The organism is Pseudomonas sp. B20 (assembly GCF_020515755.1).
In the GTDB taxonomy this organism is placed as follows: domain Bacteria; phylum Pseudomonadota; class Gammaproteobacteria; order Pseudomonadales; family Pseudomonadaceae; genus Aquipseudomonas; species Aquipseudomonas syringae.
The window spans coordinates 154,126-179,145 of record NZ_JAHPJG010000002.1 but is presented as its reverse complement, the minus strand read 5'-3'; the positions used below and the strand labels follow the sequence as shown (position 1 = coordinate 179,145).

Below are 25,020 nucleotides of genomic sequence, written 5' to 3'. Positions count from 1 at the left end.
GTCCCACCTGTTTTTTTATCTGGGCGGCTCTTTCTATTTTTGTCGGCGGAATCTATATCACGCTGACTTGGGTTGCTATAGCTACAGCCTTATCCTTTCAGAATCTTTACGACGCGCAGCCGAGCCAGCCTGTAGTGGCATTCTGCACATTGTCGGATCGATCAAAGTGCGGTCCGTCACGGCGTCCCTCAGGGTCGCAAGCCTTGTTTTTCCCTTGATTCTGTCACCCCTGTTTTCCGCCAGGGATGTCGTGATCATATGGGTGATAAAGCAACAAGCGTGCACAAAGTTTCCGAAAATGAAAAAATTTTGTGAAAAATCAGAATCAAGATCGCATTTTTGCTCCATCTAGCTGTTTTAATTGACTATTTTTATTTTTTGAAAATGCTTCTGGCTTTTCTGCACCAAGGGTGGTTTCTGCCCCTCTCGCCCAAAAACGTTACCGGTATAGGCTTAAATTGAGTAGAAAACGAATCCGTTGTGTTGCTGTCGCAACAGCAGTGTGTGATTTTGGTGCATTCCCCATCGGGCTCGCCTGAACCTGGAGCATTGCTCTGGATGGCGGTCATGGTGATGCAATGGATGTTTCATTTTCATGTACGCGAGGCAGGCAATTGTAAGGCGGTGGTTCAAGGTGAGGCTGTTTACAGCGGGATCCGCAGTCAGTCAGTGGCGTCAAATCGGTGCGGCGACCGTTGTGGTGGGTGCATTCTGGTGCATAGGTGAAGCCTTACGCGAAGCCTAGTATCCTGCCTGTCTATCGCAGCACCCTGTTACCGACAGGGCAGGTGCATTCACCTGGCAATCAGGAGCTTTTTATCGTGTTCGTTCTGGATTCCCGTCTTCAACAAGACACCTTGCCGATTGGCGACTTTCCGCTGTGCCGGTTACTGCTCTCCAACGACAGCCACTACCCCTGGTTCATTCTGGTGCCGCGCCGCGCAGATATCACCGAAGTCTTTCAGCTGAGTGCAGCAGATCAGATGCAGTTGTGGCAGGAAACGAGTGCGCTGGCCAAGGTGCTGAACGAGCTCTTCGAGGCGGATAAAATCAACGTTGCCGCCTTGGGCAACGTAGTGAGCCAGCTGCATATGCACGTCATCGTGCGCAAACGTGACGATGCCGCCTGGCCTGCGCCCGTGTGGGGCAAGCAGGCTGCCATCGCTTATACCGACGAACAGCTCTCGGCAATCCGCCGGCAGCTGAAGTCGGTACTGACAAATGATTTTCGATTTGAGGAGGAGTAATCATGAGCCTTGAAGAGCGAGTCATGGAGCTTGAAAGCCGTATGGCCTTTCAGGACGATACGATCCAGGCACTCAATGACGTGCTGGTAAAGCAGCGGCGCGAGCTTGATCATCTGCAACTGCAGATGGCGGCGATGCTCAAGCGTCAGGAGGAAATGGGCAGTCAGTTCGAGACCTTCGAGGAAGATGCGCCGCCACCTCACTATTGATCAGCTGCCATAAAAAAACCGCGACTTCCGTCAGGAGGTCGCGGTTTTTTGTTGCTTGAAACAATCAGCGGCGGGGCAGGGCTGCAATGACATCTTCGGCCTGCAGGCCTTTGTCGCGGTTCATCACGGAAAATTCGACGCGCTGTCCTTCGACCAGTACGCGATGACCCTCACCGCGAATGGCGCGAAAATGCACGAAAATATCGTCGCCGGAATCCCGGGAGATGAAGCCGAAGCCCTTGGAGGTGTTGAACCACTTTACGGTGCCAGTATCACGATTTCCCATATCGTGGCTTTGCGGCGCGGACGAGGGGGTGTAAGACCTGTAAAAGCTGACGCCCAGGTGCAGGGCGACGGCCACGATGGCGACAGCCAGGCTCACCAGAATGGCAGGTTGACCGGCGATGTCGGGTAGAGGAACAAGCAAGGTTAACGTTTGTACGATTACCGCGATGACAAGCAGTGCACTGACCAGATTTTGCAGATTATGACGCGGGCCTCGATTCCAGTAAGGAATGACCGGAGCGAGTATCAGGTTAAGCAGTCCTAGAAAAGCCAGGCAAATCGCGTCAGGATTTTGCAGGTAGAGAGATGCCGCTTCACTACGCAGGCTCGGTATGAAAGAAAGCAACAGGGCTGCTGCTCCCGTTACCAGATGGACGATTTTCAACATTTTAAAAAGCTCACATGCAAGAAGGATTACAAGAAATAGCTGGTAACGCCCGGTACGCTTCTGAACAAGATGAGGCGTGATGCACGGGCGCCGGGCCGGCCTATGTGCCAGCGCTGGATGACAACTCGTTGGCGACACGGCGTGTATTTAACAGCAAAGCCTGATCCTACTCAAATCAGCAATCGATAATGGTAAGGGGGCCTCTCCGGCCCTGGCAGTCCTCTGTCCTTTAATGCGTCTGCGGATGCCGAAACAGAGCGCTCTGGCGTATTTTGCTGATGATTCTTCGAGGCGCGCGAGGATTTTCTCTCCCAGGCGCCCGCTGTAGCCCCGTGTGAATAGCCGTGGGGCTGGTGTGAGTCGCTGCCAGCAGACATCGTCCTGCCAACGGAAAGCTGCGCCATTCGGGTTCTCTTGATAGAGTAGTCGTCTTTACTGCTTTTCAATCCTCACCAAAAGGGCATGAAACATGGCAATCGATATCGGTATCAGTGAAGAGGATCGCAAATCGATCGTGGACGGTCTGTCGCATCTGCTGTCGGATACTTATGTGCTTTACCTCAAGACTCACAACTTTCACTGGAATGTCAGCGGGCCGATGTTTCGCACGCTGCATTTGATGTTCGAAGAACAGTATAACGAACTGGCACTGGCGGTTGATTCCATCGCCGAGCGTATTCGTGCTCTGGGCTTTCCGGCGCCGGGTACTTATTCGACGTATGCGCGCCTGTCTTCCATCAAGGAAGAAGAAGGCGTACCCAGTGCTGAAGATATGATCAAAAGTCTGGTGCAGGGTCAAGAGGCTGTTGTCCGTACTGCTCGTAGTATCTTTCCTCTTCTGGATAAGGTTAGTGATGAGCCGACGGCTGACCTGCTGACGCAACGCATGCAGGTTCATGAGAAAACCGCCTGGATGCTGCGCTCGATGCTTGAGTCCAAGTAACGGCCAGGGACGAGTGGCTTCAAGTGCTACTCGTCCCGTTCCTGAGTTGTTCTTCGCCCGTCACACCTGTCACTTCCTGCACCTGCTTTCATTGCGCAATCGCTCGGGCAAGCCGAAGCCCAGCAGTCGCGCGCTGCGCTGCAGCTCTTCTCGCTTTTATTGGTGTCCCCTTCAAGGTTAATAACGATATTCCGTTGTTTCCTGTAGCCATCTCCTACAGTGACAACGTGTAGGGGCTTCTGGCTATAAAATCGCCAATCATGTTTTATACATCGGGACATTTATTTGTTTTTGAATATTTCTTTTGGTGTTTAAAATTCAATGATTCGAAGGTGGCGGTTATGATGTTACGAAGTGCTGAGCGAGAGCTTAAGTTGCTGCACCGAGAGGTGGAAATACGCCATGATCCTTTTGTCGAGGATTTCAATATGACGCTGGCGCAGCCGCACTCAAAATCCGTTCGACTTAACGGCCTGGCGACGTGCCTGCGTCTGGAGAAAGTGTACTGGAACATTCTTTCAGGTATCGCCAGTAGTAATGAGTGCTCCGTCAATGCGGTACTGTCCTACATTGATCGGGAGGTTCACTTACGGTACGGAGGTGTGAAGAATTTCAGTGGTTTGATTCGTGTTGTCTGTGTGGCGCATCTTTTGAAGGGCGACTGCCTGGAAAATTCTCACGTCTAGCGTGGCTTTATCCTCATTCCTGTGGGCTCGCTCAGGTGGGCCTGCGCTTTCCCCCGCAGCGCGAGCGAACGGCTCGGCTGCGCGGGGTGATCATGAGCTTATCCGGTCGTTAATAGGTTCGTCCGGCTGCACGGTGCCAATTAACTCTATATAATCCTCCGTCTTGCTAGCGGGCGTGACTCTGCGTGGGCCAGGGCCGGCTTTAGCCTTGTGCCGGTGCCTTGTACCTCTGAGCGCAAGCCAGGAGCGAAATCGCCACCGAATTCGAATTACGAGAAGTGAAAACACCATCATGATGCGCAGCCATTATTGCGGCCAACTGAACGAGAGTCTGGAAGGCCAGGAAATTACCCTTTGCGGATGGGTCCACCGTCGTCGTGACCACGGGGGCGTTATCTTCCTCGATATCCGCGACCGTGAAGGCATGGCTCAAGTCGTGTTCGACCCGGATCGTGCCGACAGCTTCGCTGCCGCTGATCGCGTGCGCAGTGAGTACGTGGTCAAGGTCGTGGGCAAGGTTCGTGCTCGCCCGGCAGGTGCCGTGAACGCGAACATGGCGTCAGGCGCCATCGAGGTTCTGGGTTACGAGCTCGAGGTGTTGAACGAGTCCGAAACGCCGCCGTTCCCGCTGAATGAGTATTCCGACGTCGGCGAGGAAACACGTCTGCGTTATCGCTTCATCGATCTTCGCCGTCCGGAAATGGCCGAGAAGCTGCGTCTGCGTTCGCGCATCACTACCAGTATCCGTCGCTATCTGGATGACAACGGCTTCCTCGACGTCGAGACGCCGATCCTGACCCGCGCCACCCCGGAAGGCGCTCGCGACTATCTGGTGCCAAGCCGCACACACCCGGGCAGCTTCTTTGCCCTGCCGCAATCGCCTCAGCTGTTCAAACAGCTGCTGATGGTGGCTGGCTTCGACCGTTACTACCAGATCGCCAAGTGCTTCCGCGACGAAGATCTGCGTGCTGACCGTCAGCCGGAATTCACCCAGATCGACATCGAAACCAGCTTCCTTAATGAAGAGGACATCATCGGTCTGACCGAGAAGATGGTTCGTCAGCTGTTCAAGGAAGTTCTGGACCTGGAGTTCGGTGATTTTCCGCACATGACCTTCGAAGAGGCCATGCGCCGCTACGGTTCCGACAAGCCGGACCTGCGCAACCCGCTGGAACTGGTGGATGTTGCCGATCAGCTCACCGGCGTGGAATTCAAGGTGTTTAGCGGCCCGGCCAACGATCCCAAGGGACGCGTTGCCGCACTGCGTGTACCGGGCGCCGCCAGCATGGCGCGCAGCCAGATCGACGACTACACCAAGTTCGTCAGCATCTATGGTGCCAAGGGTCTGGCCTACATCAAGGTCAACGAGCGCGCGAAGGGGCCGGAAGGCTTGCAGTCGCCGATCGTCAAGTTCATTCCGGAAGACAACCTGAACGTCATCCTCGATCGTGTTGGTGCGGTTGATGGCGACATCGTTTTCTTCGGTGCGGACAAGTTCAAGATCGTCAGCGAGGCCCTTGGTGCGCTGCGTATCAAGATCGGCAATGACCTCAAGCTGCACACTTGCGAGTGGGCACCGATGTGGGTCGTTGACTTCCCGATGTTCGAAGAAAACGACGACGGCAGCTTCACCGCGTTGCACCACCCCTTCACGGCACCCAAGTGCACGCCTGAAGAGCTGGAAGCCAACCCGGCGACCGCGCTGTCGCGTGCCTACGACATGGTGCTCAACGGCACCGAGCTGGGCGGCGGTTCGATCCGTATCCATCGCAAGGAAATGCAACAGGCGGTCTTCCGTCTGCTGGGCATTGCCGAAGACGAGCAGCAGGAGAAGTTCGGCTTCCTGCTCGATGCCTTGAAATACGGCGCGCCACCGCACGGTGGTCTGGCTTTCGGTCTGGACCGTCTGGTAATGCTGATGACCGGCGCGCAATCGATTCGTGAAGTGATTGCGTTCCCGAAAACCCAGAGCGCGGCCGATGTCATGACCCAGGCGCCTGGCGTTGTCGATGCCAAAGCGTTGCGCGAGCTGCACATCCGTCTGCGCGAGCAGCCGAAGGCCGAGTGATGCCGGGCAGGGCGTATCGTCGATACGCCCTGTATCTGCCCTTATTGAGTGAAGCTTTTTGCCCGGTTTTTCAGGGCGAAAGGTGAAGGTGTTTCAAAAAGAATCTGGAGCGAAAAATGGCAGGTCATTCTAAGTGGGCGAACATCAAGCACCGCAAAGAGCGTCAGGATGCCAAGAAAGGCAAGATTTTCACCAAGTGGATCCGTGAGCTGACCGTTGCTGCCCGTCAGGGTGGCGGTGATCCCGGTTCCAACCCGCGTCTGCGTCTGGCGCTGGACAAGGCGCTTGGTGCGAACATGACCCGTGACACCATTGATCGTGCGGTGGCGCGAGGAGTAGGGGCCTCCGACGGTGATGATGTCGAAGAGCTGGGTTACGAGGGCTACGGTCCGGGCGGCGTGGCGGTCATGGTTGAAACCATGACCGACAACCGCAATCGTACTGCGGCGGCTGTACGCCACGCGTTCACCAAATGCGGCGGCAATCTCGGCACCGACGGTTCTGTTGCCTACCTGTTCGATCGCAAGGGCCAGATCTCCTTCGCTGCCGGTGTCGATGAGGATTCGCTGATCGAGGCTGCCATGGAGGCCGATGCTGACGATGTCGTGACCAATGAAGACGGCTCGATCGATGTGTTCACCTCGTTCTCCGGGTTTTATGCGGTGCGTAACGCATTGGAGGCGGCGGGCTTCAAGGCTGCAGATGCAGAGATCGTCATGCTGCCGACCACCAGCGCTGTGCTTGATCTGGAAACCGCCGAAAAGGTACTCAAGCTGATTGATATGCTCGAAGACCTGGATGACGTGCAGAACGTCTATTCAAACGCGGAAATCCCGGACGAAGTGATGGAACATCTGGGCTGATCGCTCACAGGCAACACCAGGTCGGAAGCCGGGGGAACGAAGCTGTGAGCAACACGCAGCTATCGGCCCCCGGCTTCTGCCTTTATGCTGCACCTATTGTTTTGCGTGACCTTCTCAAGCTGCAGGCGTTATGACTCTTATTCTTGGTATCGATCCCGGTTCGCGAATCACCGGCTATGGCGTGGTACGCGACACCGGACGCGGCTGTGTCTATGTTGCGTCGGGCTGCATCCGCACTGGCAGCGGCGAGCTGCACGAGCGTTTGCAGATCGTTTATCGCGGTGTGCGGGAGGTCATCAAGACCTACGGACCGGTGACGATGGGCATCGAGAAGGTTTTCATGGCGCGTAACGCCGATTCGGCATTGAAGCTGGGGCAGGCCAGGGGCGCAGCCATCGTGGCGGGTGCCGAGGAAGCGCTGGAAATTGCCGAATACACCGCAACCCAGGTCAAGCAGGCCGTTGCAGGAACCGGCGGTGCCAATAAAGAACAGGTGATGATGATGGTCATGCATCTGCTCAAGCTTACCCAAAAGCCGCAAATCGATGCGTCCGATGCCCTTGCCATCGCCCTGTGCCACGCGCATACGCGCTCCAGTCTGATTCCTCACGGGTTGGCCACTGCGCGCAGTCGCGGCGGCCGCTTGCGGCTCTGACTGGCATTATGTGTCCGCATATTTTCTATGATGACGGTGTTCAACTTCTTCGCGCGAGCGACAGGCAACACGAAAGGATCTGAAACGTGATTGGACGTTTACGCGGCTCTCTCGCCGAAAAGCAGCCTCCGCATCTGGTGCTGGATGTCAACGGTGTCGGCTATGAGGTGGAAGTGCCGATGACCACCCTGTACCGGTTGCCGCATGTTGGCGAGACGGTGACGTTGCACACCCACCTGGTGGTCCGTGAGGACGCGCACCTTTTGTACGGCTTCTACGAAAAGCGCGAGCGCGAGCTGTTTCGTGAGCTGATCCGGCTCAATGGCGTCGGCCCCAAGCTGGCACTGGCGCTGATGTCCGGTCTGGAAGTCGATGAGCTGGTGCGTTGCGTGCAGGCGCAGGACACGTCGGCGCTGACGCGCATTCCCGGCGTGGGCAAGAAGACCGCCGAGCGTCTGCTGGTCGAGCTCAAGGATCGTTTCAAGGCCTGGGAGTCCTTGCCAGGCACCTTTACGCTGGTTTCCAATGGCCCCAATCAGGCTGAGCCTGTAGCGTCGGCAGAATCCGATGCGGTCAGCGCACTGATTTCGCTGGGCTACAAACCTCAGGAGGCGAGCAAGGCTGTCTCCGCCATCAAGGAAAAAGATTTGAGCAGTGCGGATCTGATTCGCCGTGCGTTGAAGGGGATGGGTTAAGTGATAGACGCCGACCGCCTGATAACCGCCACTGGTGGCCGTGATCGTGATGAACAGATGGACCGCGCGATTCGGCCACTGAGCCTCGCGGACTACATCGGCCAGCCGACCGTGCGCGAGCAGATGGAGTTGTTCATCCAGGCTGCCCGTGGTCGCAGCGAAGCGCTGGACCACACGCTGATCTTCGGTCCGCCCGGCCTGGGCAAGACCACGCTCGCCAACATCATCGCCCAGGAAATGGGCGTGTCGATCAAGAGTACGTCCGGCCCGGTCCTCGAGCGGCCCGGCGATCTGGCCGCGATCCTGACCAATCTCGAACCCAATGACGTGCTGTTCATCGACGAGATCCATCGTCTGTCGCCGATCGTCGAGGAAGTGCTGTACCCGGCAATGGAAGACTTCCAGCTCGACATCATGATCGGTGAGGGGCCGGCAGCGCGTTCGATCAAGCTTGATCTACCGCCGTTCACGCTGGTCGGCGCGACCACTCGTGCCGGCATGCTGACCAATCCGTTGCGCGACCGCTTCGGCATCGTGCAGCGACTCGAGTTTTACAACATCGCCGATCTTTCGACGATTGTCTCGCGCTCGGCAGGCATTCTGGGTTTGGTCATTGAGCCGCAGGGCGCTTTCGAGATTGCCAGGCGCGCCCGTGGCACGCCGCGTATCGCCAACCGCCTGTTGCGTCGCGTACGGGATTTTGCCGAGGTTCGTGGCAATGGGCAGATTACCCGGCAGACAGCCGACAAGGCCCTCAACCTGCTGGACGTCGACGAGCACGGCTTCGATCATCAGGACCGGCGTTTGCTGCTGACCATGATCGAGAAGTTCGACGGTGGTCCGGTGGGCGTGGACAGCCTGGCGGCGGCCATCAGCGAAGAGCGTCATACGATCGAAGACGTACTCGAGCCCTATTTGATCCAGCAAGGCTATATCATGCGCACACCTCGAGGGCGTGTGGTGACCCGGCATGCGTATCTGCATTTCGGCCTGAATATCCCGTCGAGGATGGGCGAGATACCGGTGCCGGATGATTTTGGCGACGAACCTGTGGATTTATAGCGATGCTTTGCAATTTATTTGCAGTCTGCGTGGTCACATTGCCAGTCCTGCCGCCGATACCTGTAACTAAGTGGCAAAACGTTGAAAAACAGTTGCCTGACCCGATTGGCAACCTGAGGAGTAAGCTCTAGAGTATGCGCGCGCAAAACGGGGTTCAGTCGTTCGCACATCGCTGTCGCGTTTATTACGAGGACACCGATGCCGGCGGCATCGTCTACTACGTCAATTATCTGAAATTCATGGAGCGGGCTCGTACCGAGCGGCTACGGGAATTGGGCTTTGCCCAATCCGAACTGGCGCAGGAAAACCTTTTATTTGTCGTGCACTCCAGTGAGGCTCGTTATCACAAGCCGGCGCGGCTGGATGACGAGCTGCTCGTCAGTGCAGAAGTAACCGAATTGAATCGCGTCAGCCTGCGCTTTAAACAGCAGATCAGGCGGGCGTCGGATGCAACGCTGCTCTGTGAAGGGCAGTTCCTGGTGGCGTGTGTACGCGCCGATAGTTTTAAACCCCGGGCCATTCCCGAAGCTCTGCGAGCGGCCTTCGCCGACCAGGGCGGCGCGGGCATACATTCAGAGCAGGAGATAAAGCGTGGAAGCTAACGTCGTCGACCATTCCTCCATGTGGAGTTTGGTCAGCAATGCCAGCATTGTTGTTCAGTTGGTAATGCTGATTCTGGTAGCTGCTTCGGTCACTTCGTGGATCGTGATTTTTCAGCGCAGCAATATGCTGCGCGCAGGTCGACGTGCACTGGACAGCTTTGAAGAGCGTTTCTGGTCGGGTATCGATCTGTCCAAACTGTACCGTCAGGCGGGCAGCAATCCCGATCCGGACTCGGGCGTCGAGCAGATCTTCCGTGCCGGTTTCAAGGAGTTCTCGCGTCTGCGTCAGCAGTCCGGCGTCGATCCTGATGCGGTCATGGAAGGTGTGGCGCGCGCAATGCGTGTTGCCATCTCCCGCGAGGAAGAGAAACTCGAAGCCGGTCTGCCGTATCTGGCGACCGTCGGTTCTACCAGTCCTTATGTCGGTCTGTTCGGTACTGTCTGGGGGATCATGAACTCCTTCCGCGGTCTGGCGACTGCGCAGCAGGCAACGCTGGCTACCGTTGCACCGGGCATTGCCGAAGCACTGATTGCAACGGCCATCGGCCTGTTTGCAGCCATTCCGGCCGTTATTGCCTACAACCGTTTCGCCGCGCGCAGTGAGACCTTGATCAGCCGTTATTACACGTTTGCTGACGAGTTCCAGGCCATCCTGCACCGTAAAGTGCACACCAGCGAAGAGTGAGCAGGTAATTCCCCATGGCTTTAATCGCTCGAGATCGTCGCAGAAAACGCAAGCCGGTCGCCGAAATGAACGTAGTGCCCTACATCGACGTGATGCTGGTGTTGCTCGTGATTTTCATGGTGACGGCTCCCATGATCAACCAGGGCGTGAAAGTCGACTTGCCCAAGGTCTCCAGCGAGGCTTTGCCGCAAGACAACAACAATCAGGTCCTGACCATTTCGATCAAGGCTGACAAGACCTATTACTGGAACCTTGGCAGCGAAGTCGATACCGACAAGCAGATGGACAAGGCAATGACCCTGCCACAGCTGACTGCCGCAGTGACCAAGATCGTCGCTGCCGGTCGTGACGCAGGCAAGCAGACCCAGGTTTTCATTCGTGGTGACAAGACCGTCGATTACGGCTCGGTCATGGGCACCATGGGCGGGCTGCAGAAGGCTGGGGTAGGGAACGTTGGCTTGATTACCGAGGCACCCTGATGCAGCCGATTCGAGAGCCGTCCGCCTCGGAAAGCTACTTCTGGCCCAGTGTCTGGGCCGTGGCATTGCATATTCTGATTTTCGGCATGCTGTTCGTCAGCTTTGCCATGACTCCGGATCTGCCCGAAGCCAAGCCTATCGTTCAGGCAACGCTCTATCAGCTCAAGTCCAAGAGCCAGGCCACTACCCAGACCAACCAGAAGATTGCCGGTGAGGCGAAGAAAACCGCTGCGCGACAAACAGAAGTCGAACAGCTGGAGCAGAAAAAGATCGAGCAGCAAAAACAGGAAGCTGTAAAAGCTGCGGAACAAAAGAAAGAAGAGTCCGCTCAAAAAGCCGAAGAGCAGAAAGCTGCCGACGAAGCCAAAAAGGCCGAACAGAAAGCAGAGGAGGCCAAAAAGGCTGACGATGCCAAGAAAGCCGATGAAGCCAAAAAGGTTGCCGACGCCAAAAAGCTTGAAGATAAGCAACAGGCTGATATAGCCAAGAAAAAGGCCGAAGAAGAGGCGAAGAAAAAAGCCGAAGAAGACGCCAAGAAAGCTGCTGCCGAGGAAGCCAAGAAACAGGCTGCTGATGAGGCCAAGAAAAAGGCCGCAGAAGACGCCAAGAAAAAGGCTGCCGAGGACGCGAAGAAAAAAGCCGCTGCCGATTCCGCCAAGAAGGCGCAGGAAGCAGCTCGTAAATCCGCTGAAGACAAGAAGGCGCAGGCACTGGCCGATTTGCTCTCCGATAAACCGGAGCGGCAACAGGCTTTGGCTGACGAGCGGGGCGATGAAACGGCTGGCAGTTTCGATGACCTGATTCGTGTCAGGGCTTCCGAAGGCTGGAGTCGTCCACCATCGGCACGTAACAACATGTCGGTAACGTTGCAGATCGGGATGTTGCCCGACGGTACGATTGCCTCTGTATCGATTGCCAAATCCAGTGGCGACGGGCCGTTTGACAGCTCTGCGGTTGCTGCGGTGAAGAACATTGGACGTTTGACAGAAATGCAGGGTCTGAAGCCGGCTGACTTCGCGCCCTATCGTTCATTCAAGATGACATTCACACCTGGAGATCTAGCCTTGTGATCAACCTTTTTCGAGGACTGCTGGTCGTTCTCTGTTTCGCATCCGCAATGGTGTCGGCAGAAGAAAAGAACATTCTGGTCACCAGCGGCAGTGACCGTGCAGCGCCCATCGCTGTTGTGCCTTTCGGATGGCAGGGCGGTAACGTCCTGCCTGAAGACATGGCCGAAATCATAAGCAACGATCTGCGCAACTCCGGCTACTACGCGCCGATCCCGAAGCAGAACATGATCAGCTTGCCGACCCAGGCCAGCGAAGTCATTTTCCGTGACTGGAAAGCGCTGGGTGCCCAGTACGTCATGGTCGGCAATATCACGCCTGCCGGCGGACGTCTGCAGATCCAGTACGCACTGTTCAACGTGGCCACCGAGCAGCAAGTGCTGACCGGCAACGTGTCGGGTACCAATGATCAACTGCGCGACATGGCGCATTACATTGCCGACCAGTCGTTCGAGAAGCTCACCGGTATCAAGGGTGCGTTTTCCACTCGTATGCTCTACGTGACGGCCGAACGCTTCTCGGAGAACAACACGCGTTACACCCTGCAGCGTTCGGATTACGACGGTGCTCGTGCAGTAACCCTGTTGCAATCCCGTGAGCCAATCCTGTCGCCGCGTTTCGCGCCGGACGGCAAGCGTATTGCCTATGTCTCGTTTGAACAGAAGCGTCCACGCATCTTTGTTCAGCACATCGACACCGGTCGTCGCGAACAGATCACCAACTTTGAAGGCCTGAACGGCGCGCCTGCCTGGTCGCCGGATGGCAGCAAGCTGGCGTTCGTGCTGTCCAAGGATGGCAACCCGGAGATCTATGTGATGAATCTGGCGTCGCGTCAATTGAGCCGCGTCACCAACGATTCTTCGATTGATACTGAACCTTTCTTCGGTAAGGACGGGTCTACGCTATACTTCACGTCGGACCGTGGCGGCAAGCCACAGATCTACAAGACCAATATCAATGGCGGCGGTGCCGAACGCGTGACGTTCGTGGGTAACTACAACGCCAACCCGAAATTGTCAGCCGATGAAAAGACGCTGGTAATGATTCACCGGCAGGACGGCTTCACTAATTTCAAGGTAGCAGTGCAGGATTTGGCCCGCGGTAGCGTAAAAATCCTCACAGATAGCAACCTTGATGAGTCGCCTACTGTTGCGCCCAACGGCACCATGGTAATCTACGCCACCCGCCAGCAGGGCCGGGGAGTCTTGATGCTCGTGTCCATTAACGGACGCGTAAGGCTCCCGCTTCCTACCGCTCAAGGCGAAGTCAGAGAACCTTCCTGGTCCCCTTACCTGAACTGACGCGGCGCTACACGATTTGCTTAACACACTGGGGTTCATTAGGAGTTTCAAGATGGAAATGCTGAAGTTTGGTAAATTTGCTGCGCTGGCTCTGGCCATGGCTGTAGCTGTAGGTTGCTCGTCCAAAGGCGGCGACAATGCCGGTGCAGGCGGTGCTGCTGTTGATCCTAACGCTGGTTACGGCGCCAACTCGGGTGCTGTTGACGGCTCCCTGAGCGAAGAAGCTGCTCTGCGCGCAATCACCACCTTCTACTTCGAATACGACAGTTCGGACCTGAAGCCAGAAGCCATGCGCTCCCTGGACGTGCACGCCAAAGACCTGAAAGCTAACGGCGCTCGCGTTGTTCTGGAAGGCAACACCGACGAACGTGGTACTCGCGAGTACAACATGGCACTGGGCGAGCGTCGTGCGAAAGCCGTTCAGCGCTACCTGGTACTGCAAGGTGTTTCCCCAGCTCAGCTGGAACTGGTTTCCTACGGCGAAGAGCGTCCAGTTGCTACCGGCAACGACGAGCAGTCCTGGGCTCAAAACCGTCGCGTCGAACTGCGTAAGTAATTTGACATGCGAACGTGCCGACGTGCTCTAACCGTTTTGGCCCTCGCCCTTCCGCTTTCAGCGTTGGGTGCGGCACCTGTGGTCGATAACAATTCTGGCTCTGGCAGCAGCAGTTATCCGCCAGCGGGTTATGGCACGTCCGGCGCCTATGCCGGGGGAGGGGTTACGGCCCCTGCCTCGGCACAAGGTCAGCTGTTCATGCAGCTGCAGCAAATGCAGGACGAAATCGCGCGTTTGCGCGGTGTTGTCGAGGTCCAGCAAAATGACATCCAGCGCATGAAGCAGGAAGCTCTGGAGCGTTATCAGGAACTCGATCAACGTATAGCCAGTGGCGCAGCCGCTCCGGCTACCAATAATTCCCAACCCGCTGGTGGCGCTATCGACGCCGGCGGGACGCCTTCGGCCTCATCGGCTCAGCAGGCACCGGCAGCAGGCACCGAGCCTCCTGATCCGGCGAAGGAAAAGCTTTATTACGAAGCAGCCTTCGATTTGATCAAGGCAAAGGATTTCGACAAGGCCAGTCAGGCCTTCACCGCTTTCCTGCGCAAATACCCAAACAGCTCGTATGCGGGCAACGCCCAATACTGGCTGGGTGAAGTAAACCTGGCCAAAGGCGACCTTCAGGGCGCTGGTCAGGCGTTCGCCAAAGTCAGTCAGCAGTATCCGAAGCATGCCAAGGTGCCTGATTCGCTGTACAAGCTGGCTGATGTCGAACGCCGTCTGGGTCATACCGATAAGGTAAAAGGCATATTGCAGCAGGTCGTTGCCCAGTATCCGGGCACTTCAGCTGCACAATTGGCGCAACGAGATCTCCAGCGCCTTTGATGTTCTGACCCGCTGATCAAGAAAGCCGCGCTAGTCGCGGCTTTTTTCGTTAGAATCTCGCACCCGAAATTCCGGTACACCTTACGCTTTTCTGGATTCCGCGATTGCCGAGTCCCTTGAAGTGCCTGACGGAGGCGGACGGCCTGTTTAGCTGTTACGCCCGTGGCTGATATGCAAGACACATTACGCATCACCGAAATCTTTCACTCGTTGCAGGGTGAAACCCGTACGGCTGGCCTGCCCACCGTATTCGTTCGCCTTACCGGCTGCCCTTTGCGCTGTCAGTACTGCGACAGTGCCTACGCGTTCAGCGGCGGCACTATTCAGACGCTGGACGACATTCTTGGGCAAGTGGCCTCCTATCGCCCTCGCTACGTCTGCGTCACCGGCGGTGAGCCGCTCGCCCAGCCCAATGCCATTGCCTTGCTGAAGCGTCTTTGCGATGCTGGCTATGAAGTGTCTCTGGAGACCAGTGGTGCTTTGGATATCTCGGCGGTGGACCCTCGTGTCAGTCGCGTAGTCGACCTCAAGACCCCAGGGTCAAAAGAAGTTTCGCGTAACCGCTACGAGAACATGGAGTTGCTGACGGCCAACGATCAGGTCAAATTCGTGATCTGCTCGCGTGAAGATTACGACTGGGCCGTTTCCAAGCTGATTCAGTACGGCCTCGATCGTCGTGCGGGCGAAGTTCTGTTCTCGGCCAGTCACCACGAGCTCAAGGGGCGTGATCTGGCGGACTGGATCGTGGCTGACAACCTGCCGGTACGCCTGCAGATGCAGCTGCATAAAATTCTTTGGGATGACGAGCCGGGGCGCTGATATGAGTGAATTGACCAAGACTGAAAAAAGAGCCGTGATCCTCCTGTCAGGTGGCCTGGACTCTGCGACCGTCGTAGCCATGGCACGCGCCGAGGGTTACGTCTGTTACACGATGAGCTTCGATTATGGCCAGCGTCATCGCGCCGAGCTGGATGCCGCTGCACGCGTTGCTGGTGATCTCGGCGCGGTGGAGCACAAGGTCATCGGCCTGAACCTCAACGGTATTGGCGGCTCGGCATTGACCGACAACTCCATTGCCGTGCCTGAGTCGCCTTCTGAAGGCATTCCGGTTACCTACGTACCGGCACGCAACACCGTCTTCCTCTCGCTCGCCCTGGGCTGGGCAGAGGTCCTGGGGGCACGGGATATCTTCATTGGCGTCAATGCCGTGGATTACTCGGGCTACCCGGATTGCCGCTCCGAGTTTGTCGAGTCATTCGAGCGCATGGCCAATCTTGCGACCAAAGCCGGTGTGGAAGGGCAGGGCTTCACCATCAGGGCGCCGCTGCAGAATCTGAGCAAGTCGGACATCGTCAAGGCAGGCGCTGCGTTGGGAGTCGATTACTCGCTGACGGTTTCCTGCTACCAGGCTGACGACCAGGGCCGTGCCTGTGGCAAATGCGACAGCTGCCGCTTGCGCGCAGAGGGCTTTACTGCCGCCGGTATCGCAGACCCGACTCGTTATTTTTAAAGTTTTTTAAAAAAGGTGTTGAATTACTGATAGAAATCAGTAATATACGCGCCACACAACAGAGGGTCGTTAGCTCAGTTGGTAGAGCAGTTGGCTTTTAACCAATTGGTCGTAGGTTCGAATCCCACACGACCCACCATTTCGAAAATCTGGAAGGCCCATGAAAATGCGGATTTCCAGGTTTTTTTTTGCGTTGCGGATTGTCATGTTCGGATAGCTACTCTGTGCTTCCGTCATGGGGTTGATGCAGCGATCTGTAAAGCGCCTGACAGGTCTTTCGAAGCGGAAGGCAGGTAAGGCCGTTCAAGCGTGAGACCCGTTAAGAAACGCAGCCACCTGTCGCGAAACATGCGCCGGCAAGCGGCGATGTCAATTGGCGTTTCTGATCCGTCCGATATCAAACTCAATGCCCGAGCTTTGGTGTCGTGAGCGCTGATAGTCTTGCCAAAGCCAACGGCGAGCGTGCCAAACGACAGCAGCGTTCATTACGTCTTTTCAAAATGAGTGCGCCAGCGATGGCAAATAATGCAAACGGTTTGTTTGATAATAAAGTTAATTGTCGCTGCCTCTCTGTGTAACTAATTATTATCATGAGCTGTAGCTTTCGGCATTGCGATGCATGTGCCGAGATGAATTTGATTCGTCCGTTCGTCGATATGCGCTAAAAAAGTTATAGAAAATTAAAAGAGTGACGACAAAATGGCTCATTGCCATGGATCGGCCTTTCAGCTTTAGCTCGAGATCCTCGATTATGAACAGGTTTATCCTGCCTCGGCACCGCTTTGTCCAGAATACACTTACAGTTCGAGTATTTACTCAAGTACTTCAATGGCCCTCCGGATGACGCCGCAGTGAGTTCAGATCTGTGACGTGACCCTTTTTATCGAGGGTTTCAGCAGGATTTACATTATCGATTCATCCTGATGCGTATTGGACCTTATGTTCAGATACCTGTCCGGCAGGCTTTTGTTTTCAAAAAAATCAATGAGTAAAGATATATGTCCAGCGCAACATCAGGTGTGTTAAGTAATATGACGGTTCGGGCGAAGCTACTGGTAGGTTTCGGACTGTTGATTTTGATGATTCTCTTAATGGCGTATACGGGAAAGGAAGCCACCGATACGTTGAAGCGTCGGGCTGAACTGTCTGGAGACATTGCTCAATTCAGTTCCATCGCGCGAGACATGCGTATCGAGCGGTTGGTTTATTTTTTAAAAGCGGATGATGCACAGGCTTCAAAGTGGTTGGAGGCACTCGAGCGAACGGAGCGCCAGTTGGTGAGTATCTCGCCACGTTTCAAAACAGCCAATAACATCGCGCTGCTCAAAGAAGCCCAGGCAACGATGCAGCTTTACCGTGGGTTCTATACTCGTTCAGTCGAGGCTACTCGAGAGCGTGAGCAGTTACGGACGCTGGCCGGCGCCTCCGGCGAAACGATTAACGGTTTATTGCTGAAGATCGCAGACGCTGCCAACGACGAGAGCGGGAACGCAGCGGATCGTCAGAAACTGCCGGCACTGTTTATCTCGGTCCAGAAGATGCGTACCGCGTTTCGCTCTTATACGGCATCCCCGAGTAAAAGCGGGGAAGACACTGTTCGTCAGGCGATAGCGCAGGTCGTGGCCAGTATCGACACGCTCAAAAATACCCGTTTGCCCAGTGCTGACGTTCAAGCGTTGGCGGCAGGAATGGCCACCTATAGCGGGCAACTGGAAACATTAGTCGCCGCTCAAGCCAAAGTTGATGAGGCTCAAGGCGGTATCACAACGTCGATCGCTACCATTCTTGGCATTACGGACAAGATGACCGCTATCCAGAACGAGCTTCGTGCCTCCGATGCAGAGAAAGCACAGGAGAAGATTTTGCTCTGGCTGGCCCTCTCTGCCCTGTTGGGTGTTCTTGCTGCCTGGTTGATCACCCGATCAATTGTTCATCCTCTCAAAGAGACTGTTGAAATCGTTGAAGTCGTTGCAGAGGGAGACTTTACGTACAGAACAGAAGTGACTCGAAACGATGAACTTGGCGCGTTGCAGGGCAGCATGTTGCGCATGACGTCCGGGCTTCGAAGCTTGATCGGGGAAATGAAAGACGGAATCGTGCAGGTAGCAAGCGCGGCAGAGCAGCTTTCAGCCGTAACGGAGCAGACCAGTGCGGGCGTGAACGCGCAGAAACTGGAGACTGAGCAGATTGCCACTGCGATGCAGCAGATGACAGCCACGACTCATGAGGTATCTCGTAATGCAGCTCAAGCCGTAAATACTGCGCAAATCGCCAGTCAGTTGGCCCAAAAAGGTGGGCAAGTCGTTGACAGGACTCGTTCCCAGATAGAGACCCTGGCGCGTGAGATGAACATGACCAGGACGGCGATGGCGGCGCTTAGAGGGAATACTCAGAGCATCGGTGGCGTACTGGATGTGATAAAGACGGTGGCTGATCAGACGAACCTTCTGGCGTTGAACGCGGCCATTGAAGCTGCGCGTGCCGGGGAGGCAGGACGTGGTTTCGCTGTCGTCGCGGACGAGGTAAGAGGCCTGGCCGTGCGCACCCGCACGTCGACAGACGAGATCGCGCTGCTTATAAACGAACTGCAAACCAGTACCGATCATATGGGCCAGGTTCTAGAGCAAAATCTGGCACTGACGGACAGCAGTGTCGAACTGTCCACGCAAGCCAGTGAGGTGCTGCAGAGTATTACCGCATCTGTTCATGAGATTGAGGTGATGAACGAACAGATCGCCGTTGCTACTGAGCAGCAAACTAACGTCGGTGAAGAAATAGGCAGGGGCGTCACAAATGTCAGGGACATTTCAGACCAAACGGCTTCCGCCAGTGAAGAGACAGCGACATCAAGCGTTGAATTGGCCAGAGTCAGCGCCAGGCTGCAGGAGATGACCAACCGATTTAAAGTCTAGCTTGAAGGTCTGGCCCAATGCGTTTGCAGCTTGGGTCAGGCCTCAAATTCAATGACCCAACGACCGCTTCATTGCCCCCGCTGTCCTCGTAAACGCTCACTTCTATTCAACAACCATGACATCAGCAGTCCTGGAATCAGGAAGCCTGACGAGACCAGAACCCCGTGAAGTATATGCGTCAGAGGTTCATCGAGAGTGGCAACAAACTTCATGGGCGAAGCGAACGGGGATAGCTGCAAGAACAAGACAAGCAGCACCACACAAGGCCAGGTCAAACTCACGCCACGTTGCCTACTTAGCCGCCATGCATAGGCTGCCAGCACGGCTGAAAAAGCGCCTTCGAGAATCCAGGAGGCAGTCCCCAGCTTGCCCCATAGGCCATAACCGTAATGCTCAACTGCGCGGGGATAAAGTGCCAGATCGCTGTTGTGCATCGGCCAGTCGGCGATGAAGTGAGAGAAAGCTGCCAACGCTGCCACAATGGCTACTGGTCGATGCTTTACGAAAAGCAGTCCCCAAAGCACTGACCAGAACACAGCGGCAAGCAATGAGTGATCCCAGTCGATAAAGGTCAGATCAAAGAACAGATACGGCCCGCTGTTTAAATTCGGGGTGGCGGTGTTGAAGCCAAGAATGATGAATATCCCATCCAGCAGATCCAGGAAGCCGACTCCCATCATGATGGGGAGCGCGGGGATCCTTGGATAGCGTGCCTTGATTGCCAGGCCTATGGCGAAGTGACCTACGTACATTCTACGTTCCTGATTCAGGTATGCCTGTCGTCTACAGGCCAGATGCGTCTGATACTATCCGAGCCTTCAAACCAAGATTGTCGGGTTTTGGCAATGTCTGAGTTGTCTGCTAAAGCTATTCCCTCATCCTTTTCCCTCCCCCCGGATGTGGACGCGATTTTGCTTGAGGCCTCGCGGGTCAGGACGTTGGTAAAGTCAGAGGCAGTCTTCCCTCAAGGCTCTGAACCACTGGGAATGTTTCGTCTGATTCAAGGCACTTTGCGAGTGAGTAGCCTGGGCGCTAATGGACGCCAACTCTTTCTTACTCAATTGGTGTCCGGAGATTGGTTCGGAGAAGTGCCACTTTTAGATGGCTTACCCAGGACGTATGACGTTCGAGCCGCGTCGCAAGCGCGTATTGCAGTTCTTCCGGCAAACGCATTCTGGCAAATCATTGAGCACCGACCGGATGTTCTGCTAGCCATTACTCGTTTGGTCTGTGGCAGATTTCGAATGGCGCTCGAATGGGCCGGGAACACGATCCTGAATCCTCTGCCTGTCAGATTGGCTAACCGACTCATTGCCTTGGTCAAACGTCCAGGTATCGAAGAAGCGGCCTACCTGAAGATAAGCCAGGAAAATATCGCCCAACAACTGGGTGTTTCTCGTCAGAGCGTCAACCGCCAGCTGAAAATGTGGGAAACCGAAGGCCTGTTGGTCGTTCGATACGGTGCCGTCACAATTCTCGATCTGCAAAAACTCAGCAATGCAGCACGAGGGGATTAGCCTGGCGGCAAAGACTAATTACCGGCGGATTACCCCAGCGACAGGGAAGGTTGGGCTGATCTTAGGCACGCGTTCCAAGCGCTGGAAAACTTATTGAATGTTGCTCTCAAGGGGTGATCTATAGGAACGGCGTTTTTGAATGTTGCGAGGCTGTATTCATTGTCGTATTGGGTGGTCACGGCGCCGCCATTCCGGGTGCCAATTGGGTTCACCACCCCATCAAAAGATTCAGGAAAAGTGGAAATGGAAAAAGAGGCTTTTTTGCAACTGCTTGCTGCCGAAGGGTTCGGCACCGTTGTTGAAGTTGAGCGCGAAGCGTTTGGTACGCTCGATTCGCACGCCCATAACTTCGAGGCGATGGCGCTGGTTCTGCACGGTAGTCTGGTCATTCATAAATCCGATGGCGATTTCACCTACAACTCAGGAGATATTTTTCACCTGGAATGTAACCAACCCCATTCGGAAGTTTTTGGTGAACATGGCGTACGGTACCTGGTGGGAAGAAAGTGACGAAGCTGGCCTTTCAGCCTGGATTCAAGTGATGTCAGACGTACAGGAAAGACCATGTTCGAACATCTCGACCTTAACGCGCTGATCGCCGCCTACGGCTATTGGGTGATTTTCCTGGGCTGTTTGCTGGAAGGCGAAACAGTGTTGATCCTTGGCGGTATGGCGGCGCACCAAGGTGCTCTGCAGTTGCTGCACGTGATCGGCTTGGCCACGTTGGGCGGTATGCTCGGCGATCAGTTGCTATTCTGGACCGGACGTTATTCCGGGGAGCGTCTGCTGCCCAAGCTCAAGCGTCACCAATCTGCCATCAAGCGGGTCGAGGGTCTTATCCAGCGTTACCCCACGACCTCGGTATTCGCTGTTCGCTTCCTCTACGGCATGCGCCTGGTGGGGCCCATGGTGATAGGTGCAAGTCGCCTGTCGCCTTGGCGTTTCGCGCTGATCAATGTGCTGAGTGCGGCAGTCTGGGCGACCCTGTTCGTCTGCGCCGGCTATTGGGCGGGGGAAGCGTTACAGCATCTATTCGGCGACCTGAAGCCCTATCGACTGCCGATCTTCCTCGCGGTGGTAGCACTGGTGAGCCTTGCGGCGTTGGTCCGGTATGTGCGCCGCCGATCCAAGGCAACGCATGATTGAGGCGGTGGAGTCGGCATGCAAGGCTGTAGCGCCTTGCCGACGTCGAGGTCGAGGTCGAGGTCGAGGTCGACAGCCTGGCTTTCCGTGCCCTCGGCAAGCGGTTTTCAGGAACGCTTCTCATCGCTGCCTGCTGAGCCAGAAACAGCTGTTAAATCAGTTTTTTGGCGCTAGAATCGGCGCGCCTTAAGAAGTCTGGCCGATATCCACCAGATATCAGCCACAAGCCTTTGTACAGATGGCGCAGCCTCTGTCAGGCTTTTTTTATTGCCTGTATTTCGGGTGTAAACTTGCCTTTCGCGCACTGGCGCTTTCAGGTCCCGTGAACATGACACAGATCTCCGAACGTTTCCTGGTGCAGGCGCATCTTGATGCCAAACAGCCCAGGACGTTGAGCCCGGCAGAGCAGGCGCGTTACCGTGCCGACATTGCTGAGGAACTCAAGAAGCAGGACGCCGTGCTGGTCGCTCACTATTACTGTGATCCGGTTATCCAGGCGCTGGCCGAGGAAACCGGTGGCTGCGTGGCCGACTCTCTGGAAATGGCGCGCTTCAGCAATAACCACGCGGCCAGCACTGTGCTGGTGGCGGGTGTGCGTTTCATGGGCGAAACCGCGAAGATCCTCAATCCTGAAAAACGCGTGTTCATGCCGACGCTCGAAGCCACCTGCTCGCTCGATGTGGGGTGCCCGGTCGACGAGTTTTCCGCTTTTTGCGACCAGCACCCGGAACGTACGGTGGTGGTGTATGCCAACACCTCGGCAGCCGTCAAAGCCCGTGCGGACTGGGTGGTGACCTCTGGCTGTGCGCTGGAGATCGTCGAGAGCCTGATGGACAACGGTGAGAAAATCATCTGGGCGCCAGACAAGCACCTGGGTCGTTACATTCAGCGTGAAACCGGTGCCGACATGCTGTTGTGGGACGGTGCCTGCATCGTCCACGAAGAGTTCAAATCCAAGCAGCTCGAAGACATGAAAGCCCTGTATCCCGAGGCGGCGATTCTGGTTCACCCCGAGTCGCCGGAAGCAGTCATCGAGCTGGCTGACGTGGTCGGCTCCACCAGCCAGATGATTGCCGCAGCGCAACGCTTGCCCAACAAGACGTTCATCGTCGCTACTGACCGCGGCATCTTCTACAAGATGCAGCAGCTGTGTCCGGACAAGATCTTTATCGAGGCGCCTACGGCCGGTAACGGCGCGGCGTGCCGGAGTTGCGCACATTGCCCGTGGATGGCGATGAATACGCTTGAGCGCACCTTGCAGTGTCTGCGTGAGGGCAGTAACGAGATAGTCGTCGACCCGGCGCTGATCCCCAATGCCGTGCGTCCATTGCAGCGCATGCTGGACTTCACTCAGGCTGCGCGCTTGCGACAGGCAGGCAACGCCTGACAGCAATGATGAAAAAGCTCGACTGAAGCGTCGGGCTTTTTCATTGCCGGTCGTATCGGGCGCCTTGGGACGCCGGACGATCAGTTCATCATGTCCTTGACCATCCGCTCCTGCTCGATCAGATCCTTTTGCCGCGCATCGATACGTGACGCCAGCTGAAAATTATTGGCCGCACGGCGTTTGGCGAAGTCCAGTTGCTGGATCGCCTGACGGAAATCACCGACCAGCGCAAAGTATTCGGCGCGCGCCTGATGCAGGCCGATGGTGTTGCCGTTCAGGCCACGCGTTTCCGCCACGACGTACCAGATGTCCGGATCATCCGGGCGGGTCTTGAGCAGCGCTTCAAGGCTTTTCTCGGCTTCGGCGGTGCGGTTCTGCTTGAGCAACACGTCGATACGCACGTCGTTGAGCGGATAATTGCCGGGGTACAGCGTCAACATGCGATCGACACGCTGCTGCGCATCGGCCAGCCGGTTATTGGTGATGTCCAGGTCGATCTGCGTCAGGTTGTAGGTAATGTCGTTCGGCGCTTTTTCGAGCAGTGGCTTGAGGGTTTCCCTGGCCTCGTTCAGTTGTCCGCCCTTGATCTGCGCGATGGCCAGACCATAGCGCGCCGGATCGGATTTCGGGTTTTCAACCAGTTGCGCACGGAAGCGCTTGGCGGCGATGCCAGGGGTTTCTTCGTAGATCAGTGCCACACGGGCGCGCATCAGTTGGTACAGCAGGCTGTCTTCCTTGCCGCCCGGTTTGGCCTGCTCGGCACGGTTGCGTGTGTCGGCGATCCGCGACTCGCTGACCGGGTGAGTCAGCAAAAACTCCGGAGGCCTGGCGTCGAATCGATATTGGCGCATGAGGCGTTCGAACATGGTCGGCATGTTGCGCGGGTCATAACCGGCCTTCTCCAGGTTGAGAATGCCGATGCGGTCAGCCTCCTGCTCGTTCTGGCGCGAAAAGCGCCGTTGCTCCTGGATCGCGGCAGCCTGTGAGCCGGCGATGGTGGCAATACCCGCATCACCGGCGCCTGCGGCTGCCATGACGATACCCGCCAGCATCGCGGCCATGACTGGCACCTGCATGCGTTGCTGGGCTTCTATGCCCCTGGCGAAGTGGCGCTGCGACAAGTGAGCCAGCTCATGAGCCAGTACCGAAGCGTACTCGCCCTCGGTCTGAGCATTGAGAAACAGGCCGCCGTTGACGCCGATGATGCCTCCGGGTGCGGCAAAGGCGTTGAGTTGCGGGCTGTTGATCAGGATGAATTCAAGCCGCCGGTCCTGAACCTGACTGGTCTCGGCAAGGCTGTAGACCGAAGTTTCGACGTAGTCCTTGAGTTGCGGGTCCGACAGCTGCGCCACCTGGCCGCGCAGCAACCCCAGCCACGCACGGCCCAGACGGTGCTCCTGTTCTGGGGAGACAATCGAGGAGCTGGCGTCACCAAGCGAGGGGAGGTCATCCGCCATGCCGTGTGTAGCGAACAGGCAGGCGAGGGTGAGCAGTGTAGGACGCAAAAAATTCATGCACGAAGCTCTGGTCAGAAGAACCTGTACTGTAGCTGGCTCGATGGCGTGCTGACCAGAGTGAGGTATTCTTGCCGCCTTGTTCGTCCTGCCTTTTCGGACCTGCTTTGTAATTCGATGTGTCCGCCTGGAGATAAACGATGTCTGACGCTGTAGTGCGCCCCGAGGCCTGTGACGCCGAACTGGATGCCAGTGGTCTCAACTGTCCGCTGCCCCTGCTGAAAGCCAAGATGGAGCTCAACCGCCTGGCCAGCGGCGCGGTGCTGAAAGTGATTGCCACCGATGCCGGTTCGCAGCGCGATTTTCGAACCTTTGCCAGGCTCGCCGGGCACCAGTTGCTGCATGAAGAGGTCGATACTGGCATTTATCGTTACTGGCTGCGCAAGGCCTGACCCACTGCAGCGTTTTTTTCCGAAAAGGA

Annotated in this window: 27 protein-coding genes, 1 tRNA gene and 1 pseudogene; 26 read left to right on the top strand and 3 right to left on the bottom strand. The window is 56.2% G+C overall.

Translation table 11 applies throughout. The annotated features are described in order from the left end of the window. The first annotated feature begins 821 nt into the window (after positions 1–821). Together LIX91_RS03660 and LIX91_RS03655 are read left to right on the top strand one after the other, a co-directional pair. Positions 822–1,247 (top strand): HIT family protein, encoded by a 426-nt coding sequence (locus LIX91_RS03660; protein ID WP_032702690.1) that lies wholly within the window; start codon positions 822–824, stop codon positions 1,245–1,247. Positions 1,248–1,249: 2 nt separating this feature from the next. Continuing rightward, positions 1,250–1,456 carry a SlyX family protein gene (locus tag LIX91_RS03655; RefSeq protein WP_003364741.1) on the top strand — a complete coding sequence of 69 codons (207 nt, stop codon included), beginning with the start codon at positions 1,250–1,252 and terminating at the stop codon, positions 1,454–1,456. 64 nt (positions 1,457–1,520) lie between these two features. On the opposite strand, the gene LIX91_RS25605 is transcribed toward LIX91_RS03655, so the two are convergent. Further along, complete coding sequence (locus LIX91_RS25605; RefSeq protein WP_003409391.1) at positions 1,521–2,129, bottom strand: cold-shock protein; 609 nt, start codon at positions 2,127–2,129, stop codon at positions 1,521–1,523. 469 nt (positions 2,130–2,598) lie between these two features. On the opposite strand from LIX91_RS25605, the gene LIX91_RS03645 reads away from it, so the two are divergent. From LIX91_RS03645 to LIX91_RS25680, 19 genes and pseudogenes are all read left to right on the top strand, one after another. Beyond that, positions 2,599–3,072, top strand: coding sequence for a Dps family protein (locus tag LIX91_RS03645; RefSeq protein WP_003314356.1), 474 nt, complete (start codon positions 2,599–2,601; stop codon positions 3,070–3,072). A gap of 341 nt (positions 3,073–3,413) precedes the next feature. Continuing rightward, a complete protein-coding gene (locus LIX91_RS03640) occupies positions 3,414–3,758 on the top strand; it encodes a ribbon-helix-helix domain-containing protein (protein ID WP_003314357.1) in 345 nt (114 codons plus the stop codon). 292 nt (positions 3,759–4,050) lie between these two features. Next, positions 4,051–5,826 (top strand): aspartate--tRNA ligase, encoded by a 1,776-nt coding sequence (gene aspS, locus LIX91_RS03635; RefSeq protein WP_002554661.1) that lies wholly within the window; start codon positions 4,051–4,053, stop codon positions 5,824–5,826. 116 nt (positions 5,827–5,942) lie between these two features. Continuing rightward, on the top strand, positions 5,943–6,689 hold the full coding sequence (locus LIX91_RS03630; RefSeq protein WP_103362959.1) for a YebC/PmpR family DNA-binding transcriptional regulator: 747 nt from the start codon (positions 5,943–5,945) through the stop codon (positions 6,687–6,689). Between the two features lie 130 nt (positions 6,690–6,819). Next, positions 6,820–7,344 carry a crossover junction endodeoxyribonuclease RuvC gene (gene ruvC / locus LIX91_RS03625; RefSeq protein WP_003314361.1) on the top strand — a complete coding sequence of 175 codons (525 nt, stop codon included), beginning with the start codon at positions 6,820–6,822 and terminating at the stop codon, positions 7,342–7,344. Positions 7,345–7,430: 86 nt separating this feature from the next. After that, entirely contained in the window at positions 7,431–8,039 is a 609-nt protein-coding gene (gene ruvA, locus LIX91_RS03620) for a Holliday junction branch migration protein RuvA (RefSeq protein WP_003364731.1), read from the top strand. Next, a complete protein-coding gene (ruvB, locus tag LIX91_RS03615; RefSeq protein ID WP_003409396.1) occupies positions 8,040–9,101 on the top strand; it encodes a Holliday junction branch migration DNA helicase RuvB in 1,062 nt (353 codons plus the stop codon). 134 nt (positions 9,102–9,235) lie between these two features. Next, complete coding sequence (gene ybgC / locus LIX91_RS03610; RefSeq protein ID WP_003314364.1) at positions 9,236–9,703, top strand: tol-pal system-associated acyl-CoA thioesterase; 468 nt, start codon at positions 9,236–9,238, stop codon at positions 9,701–9,703. Further along, positions 9,693–10,388, top strand: coding sequence for a protein TolQ (tolQ, locus tag LIX91_RS03605; protein WP_002554655.1), 696 nt, complete (start codon positions 9,693–9,695; stop codon positions 10,386–10,388). Before ybgC ends, tolQ begins: the two co-directional genes overlap by 11 nt. Before the next feature lie 14 nt (positions 10,389–10,402). After that, positions 10,403–10,867, top strand: coding sequence for a protein TolR (gene tolR / locus LIX91_RS03600; RefSeq protein WP_002554654.1), 465 nt, complete (start codon positions 10,403–10,405; stop codon positions 10,865–10,867). Beyond that, complete coding sequence (tolA, locus tag LIX91_RS03595; RefSeq protein ID WP_003314366.1) at positions 10,867–11,937, top strand: cell envelope integrity protein TolA; 1,071 nt, start codon at positions 10,867–10,869, stop codon at positions 11,935–11,937. The genes tolR and tolA overlap by 1 nt, the downstream gene beginning before the upstream one ends. A 47-nt stretch (positions 11,938–11,984) precedes the next feature. Continuing rightward, positions 11,985–13,235, top strand: a complete 1,251-nt coding sequence (gene tolB / locus LIX91_RS03590; protein WP_226487997.1) for a Tol-Pal system beta propeller repeat protein TolB — start codon at positions 11,985–11,987, stop codon at positions 13,233–13,235. A 52-nt stretch (positions 13,236–13,287) separates the two neighbouring features. Continuing rightward, positions 13,288–13,791, top strand: a complete 504-nt coding sequence (gene pal, locus LIX91_RS03585; RefSeq protein WP_003314369.1) for a peptidoglycan-associated lipoprotein Pal — start codon at positions 13,288–13,290, stop codon at positions 13,789–13,791. Positions 13,792–13,797: 6 nt separating this feature from the next. Continuing rightward, entirely contained in the window at positions 13,798–14,616 is an 819-nt protein-coding gene (ybgF, locus tag LIX91_RS03580) for a tol-pal system protein YbgF (protein WP_100072154.1), read from the top strand. A 171-nt stretch (positions 14,617–14,787) separates the two neighbouring features. Next, positions 14,788–15,435 (top strand): 7-carboxy-7-deazaguanine synthase QueE, encoded by a 648-nt coding sequence (gene queE / locus LIX91_RS03575; RefSeq protein ID WP_011267001.1) that lies wholly within the window; start codon positions 14,788–14,790, stop codon positions 15,433–15,435. Between the two features lies 1 nt (position 15,436). Further along, a complete protein-coding gene (gene queC, locus LIX91_RS03570) occupies positions 15,437–16,126 on the top strand; it encodes a 7-cyano-7-deazaguanine synthase QueC (RefSeq protein ID WP_103696833.1) in 690 nt (229 codons plus the stop codon). A 63-nt stretch (positions 16,127–16,189) separates the two neighbouring features. Continuing rightward, a tRNA-Lys gene (locus LIX91_RS03565) sits at positions 16,190–16,265 on the top strand. 859 nt (positions 16,266–17,124) lie between these two features. Then, positions 17,125–18,180: pseudogene (locus LIX91_RS25685) on the top strand (methyl-accepting chemotaxis protein); the annotation flags it as partial. Continuing rightward, complete coding sequence (locus LIX91_RS25680) at positions 18,166–19,038, top strand: methyl-accepting chemotaxis protein (RefSeq protein WP_410524741.1); 873 nt, start codon at positions 18,166–18,168, stop codon at positions 19,036–19,038. The pseudogene LIX91_RS25685 and the gene LIX91_RS25680, both read left to right, overlap by 15 nt. 68 nt (positions 19,039–19,106) lie before the next feature. On the opposite strand, the gene LIX91_RS03555 is transcribed toward LIX91_RS25680, so the two are convergent. Beyond that, complete coding sequence (locus tag LIX91_RS03555; RefSeq protein ID WP_226487989.1) at positions 19,107–19,790, bottom strand: hypothetical protein; 684 nt, start codon at positions 19,788–19,790, stop codon at positions 19,107–19,109. A gap of 93 nt (positions 19,791–19,883) precedes the next feature. On the opposite strand from LIX91_RS03555, the gene LIX91_RS03550 reads away from it, so the two are divergent. From LIX91_RS03550 to nadA, 4 genes are all read left to right on the top strand, one after another. Next, positions 19,884–20,555 (top strand): Crp/Fnr family transcriptional regulator, encoded by a 672-nt coding sequence (locus LIX91_RS03550; protein ID WP_046236748.1) that lies wholly within the window; start codon positions 19,884–19,886, stop codon positions 20,553–20,555. Positions 20,556–20,798: 243 nt separating this feature from the next. Further along, positions 20,799–21,065 (top strand): cupin domain-containing protein, encoded by a 267-nt coding sequence (locus tag LIX91_RS03545; protein ID WP_011267084.1) that lies wholly within the window; start codon positions 20,799–20,801, stop codon positions 21,063–21,065. A gap of 54 nt (positions 21,066–21,119) precedes the next feature. Beyond that, a complete protein-coding gene (locus tag LIX91_RS03540; protein WP_226487988.1) occupies positions 21,120–21,701 on the top strand; it encodes a DedA family protein in 582 nt (193 codons plus the stop codon). 325 nt (positions 21,702–22,026) lie between these two features. Then, entirely contained in the window at positions 22,027–23,085 is a 1,059-nt protein-coding gene (nadA, locus tag LIX91_RS03535) for a quinolinate synthase NadA (RefSeq protein WP_003345534.1), read from the top strand. A gap of 80 nt (positions 23,086–23,165) precedes the next feature. On the opposite strand, the gene LIX91_RS03530 is transcribed toward nadA, so the two are convergent. Beyond that, complete coding sequence (locus LIX91_RS03530) at positions 23,166–24,599, bottom strand: M48 family metalloprotease (RefSeq protein ID WP_003409438.1); 1,434 nt, start codon at positions 24,597–24,599, stop codon at positions 23,166–23,168. A gap of 140 nt (positions 24,600–24,739) precedes the next feature. On the opposite strand from LIX91_RS03530, the gene LIX91_RS03525 reads away from it, so the two are divergent. Then, a complete protein-coding gene (locus tag LIX91_RS03525; protein WP_003415595.1) occupies positions 24,740–24,991 on the top strand; it encodes a sulfurtransferase TusA family protein in 252 nt (83 codons plus the stop codon). Positions 24,992–25,020 lie beyond the last annotated feature (29 nt).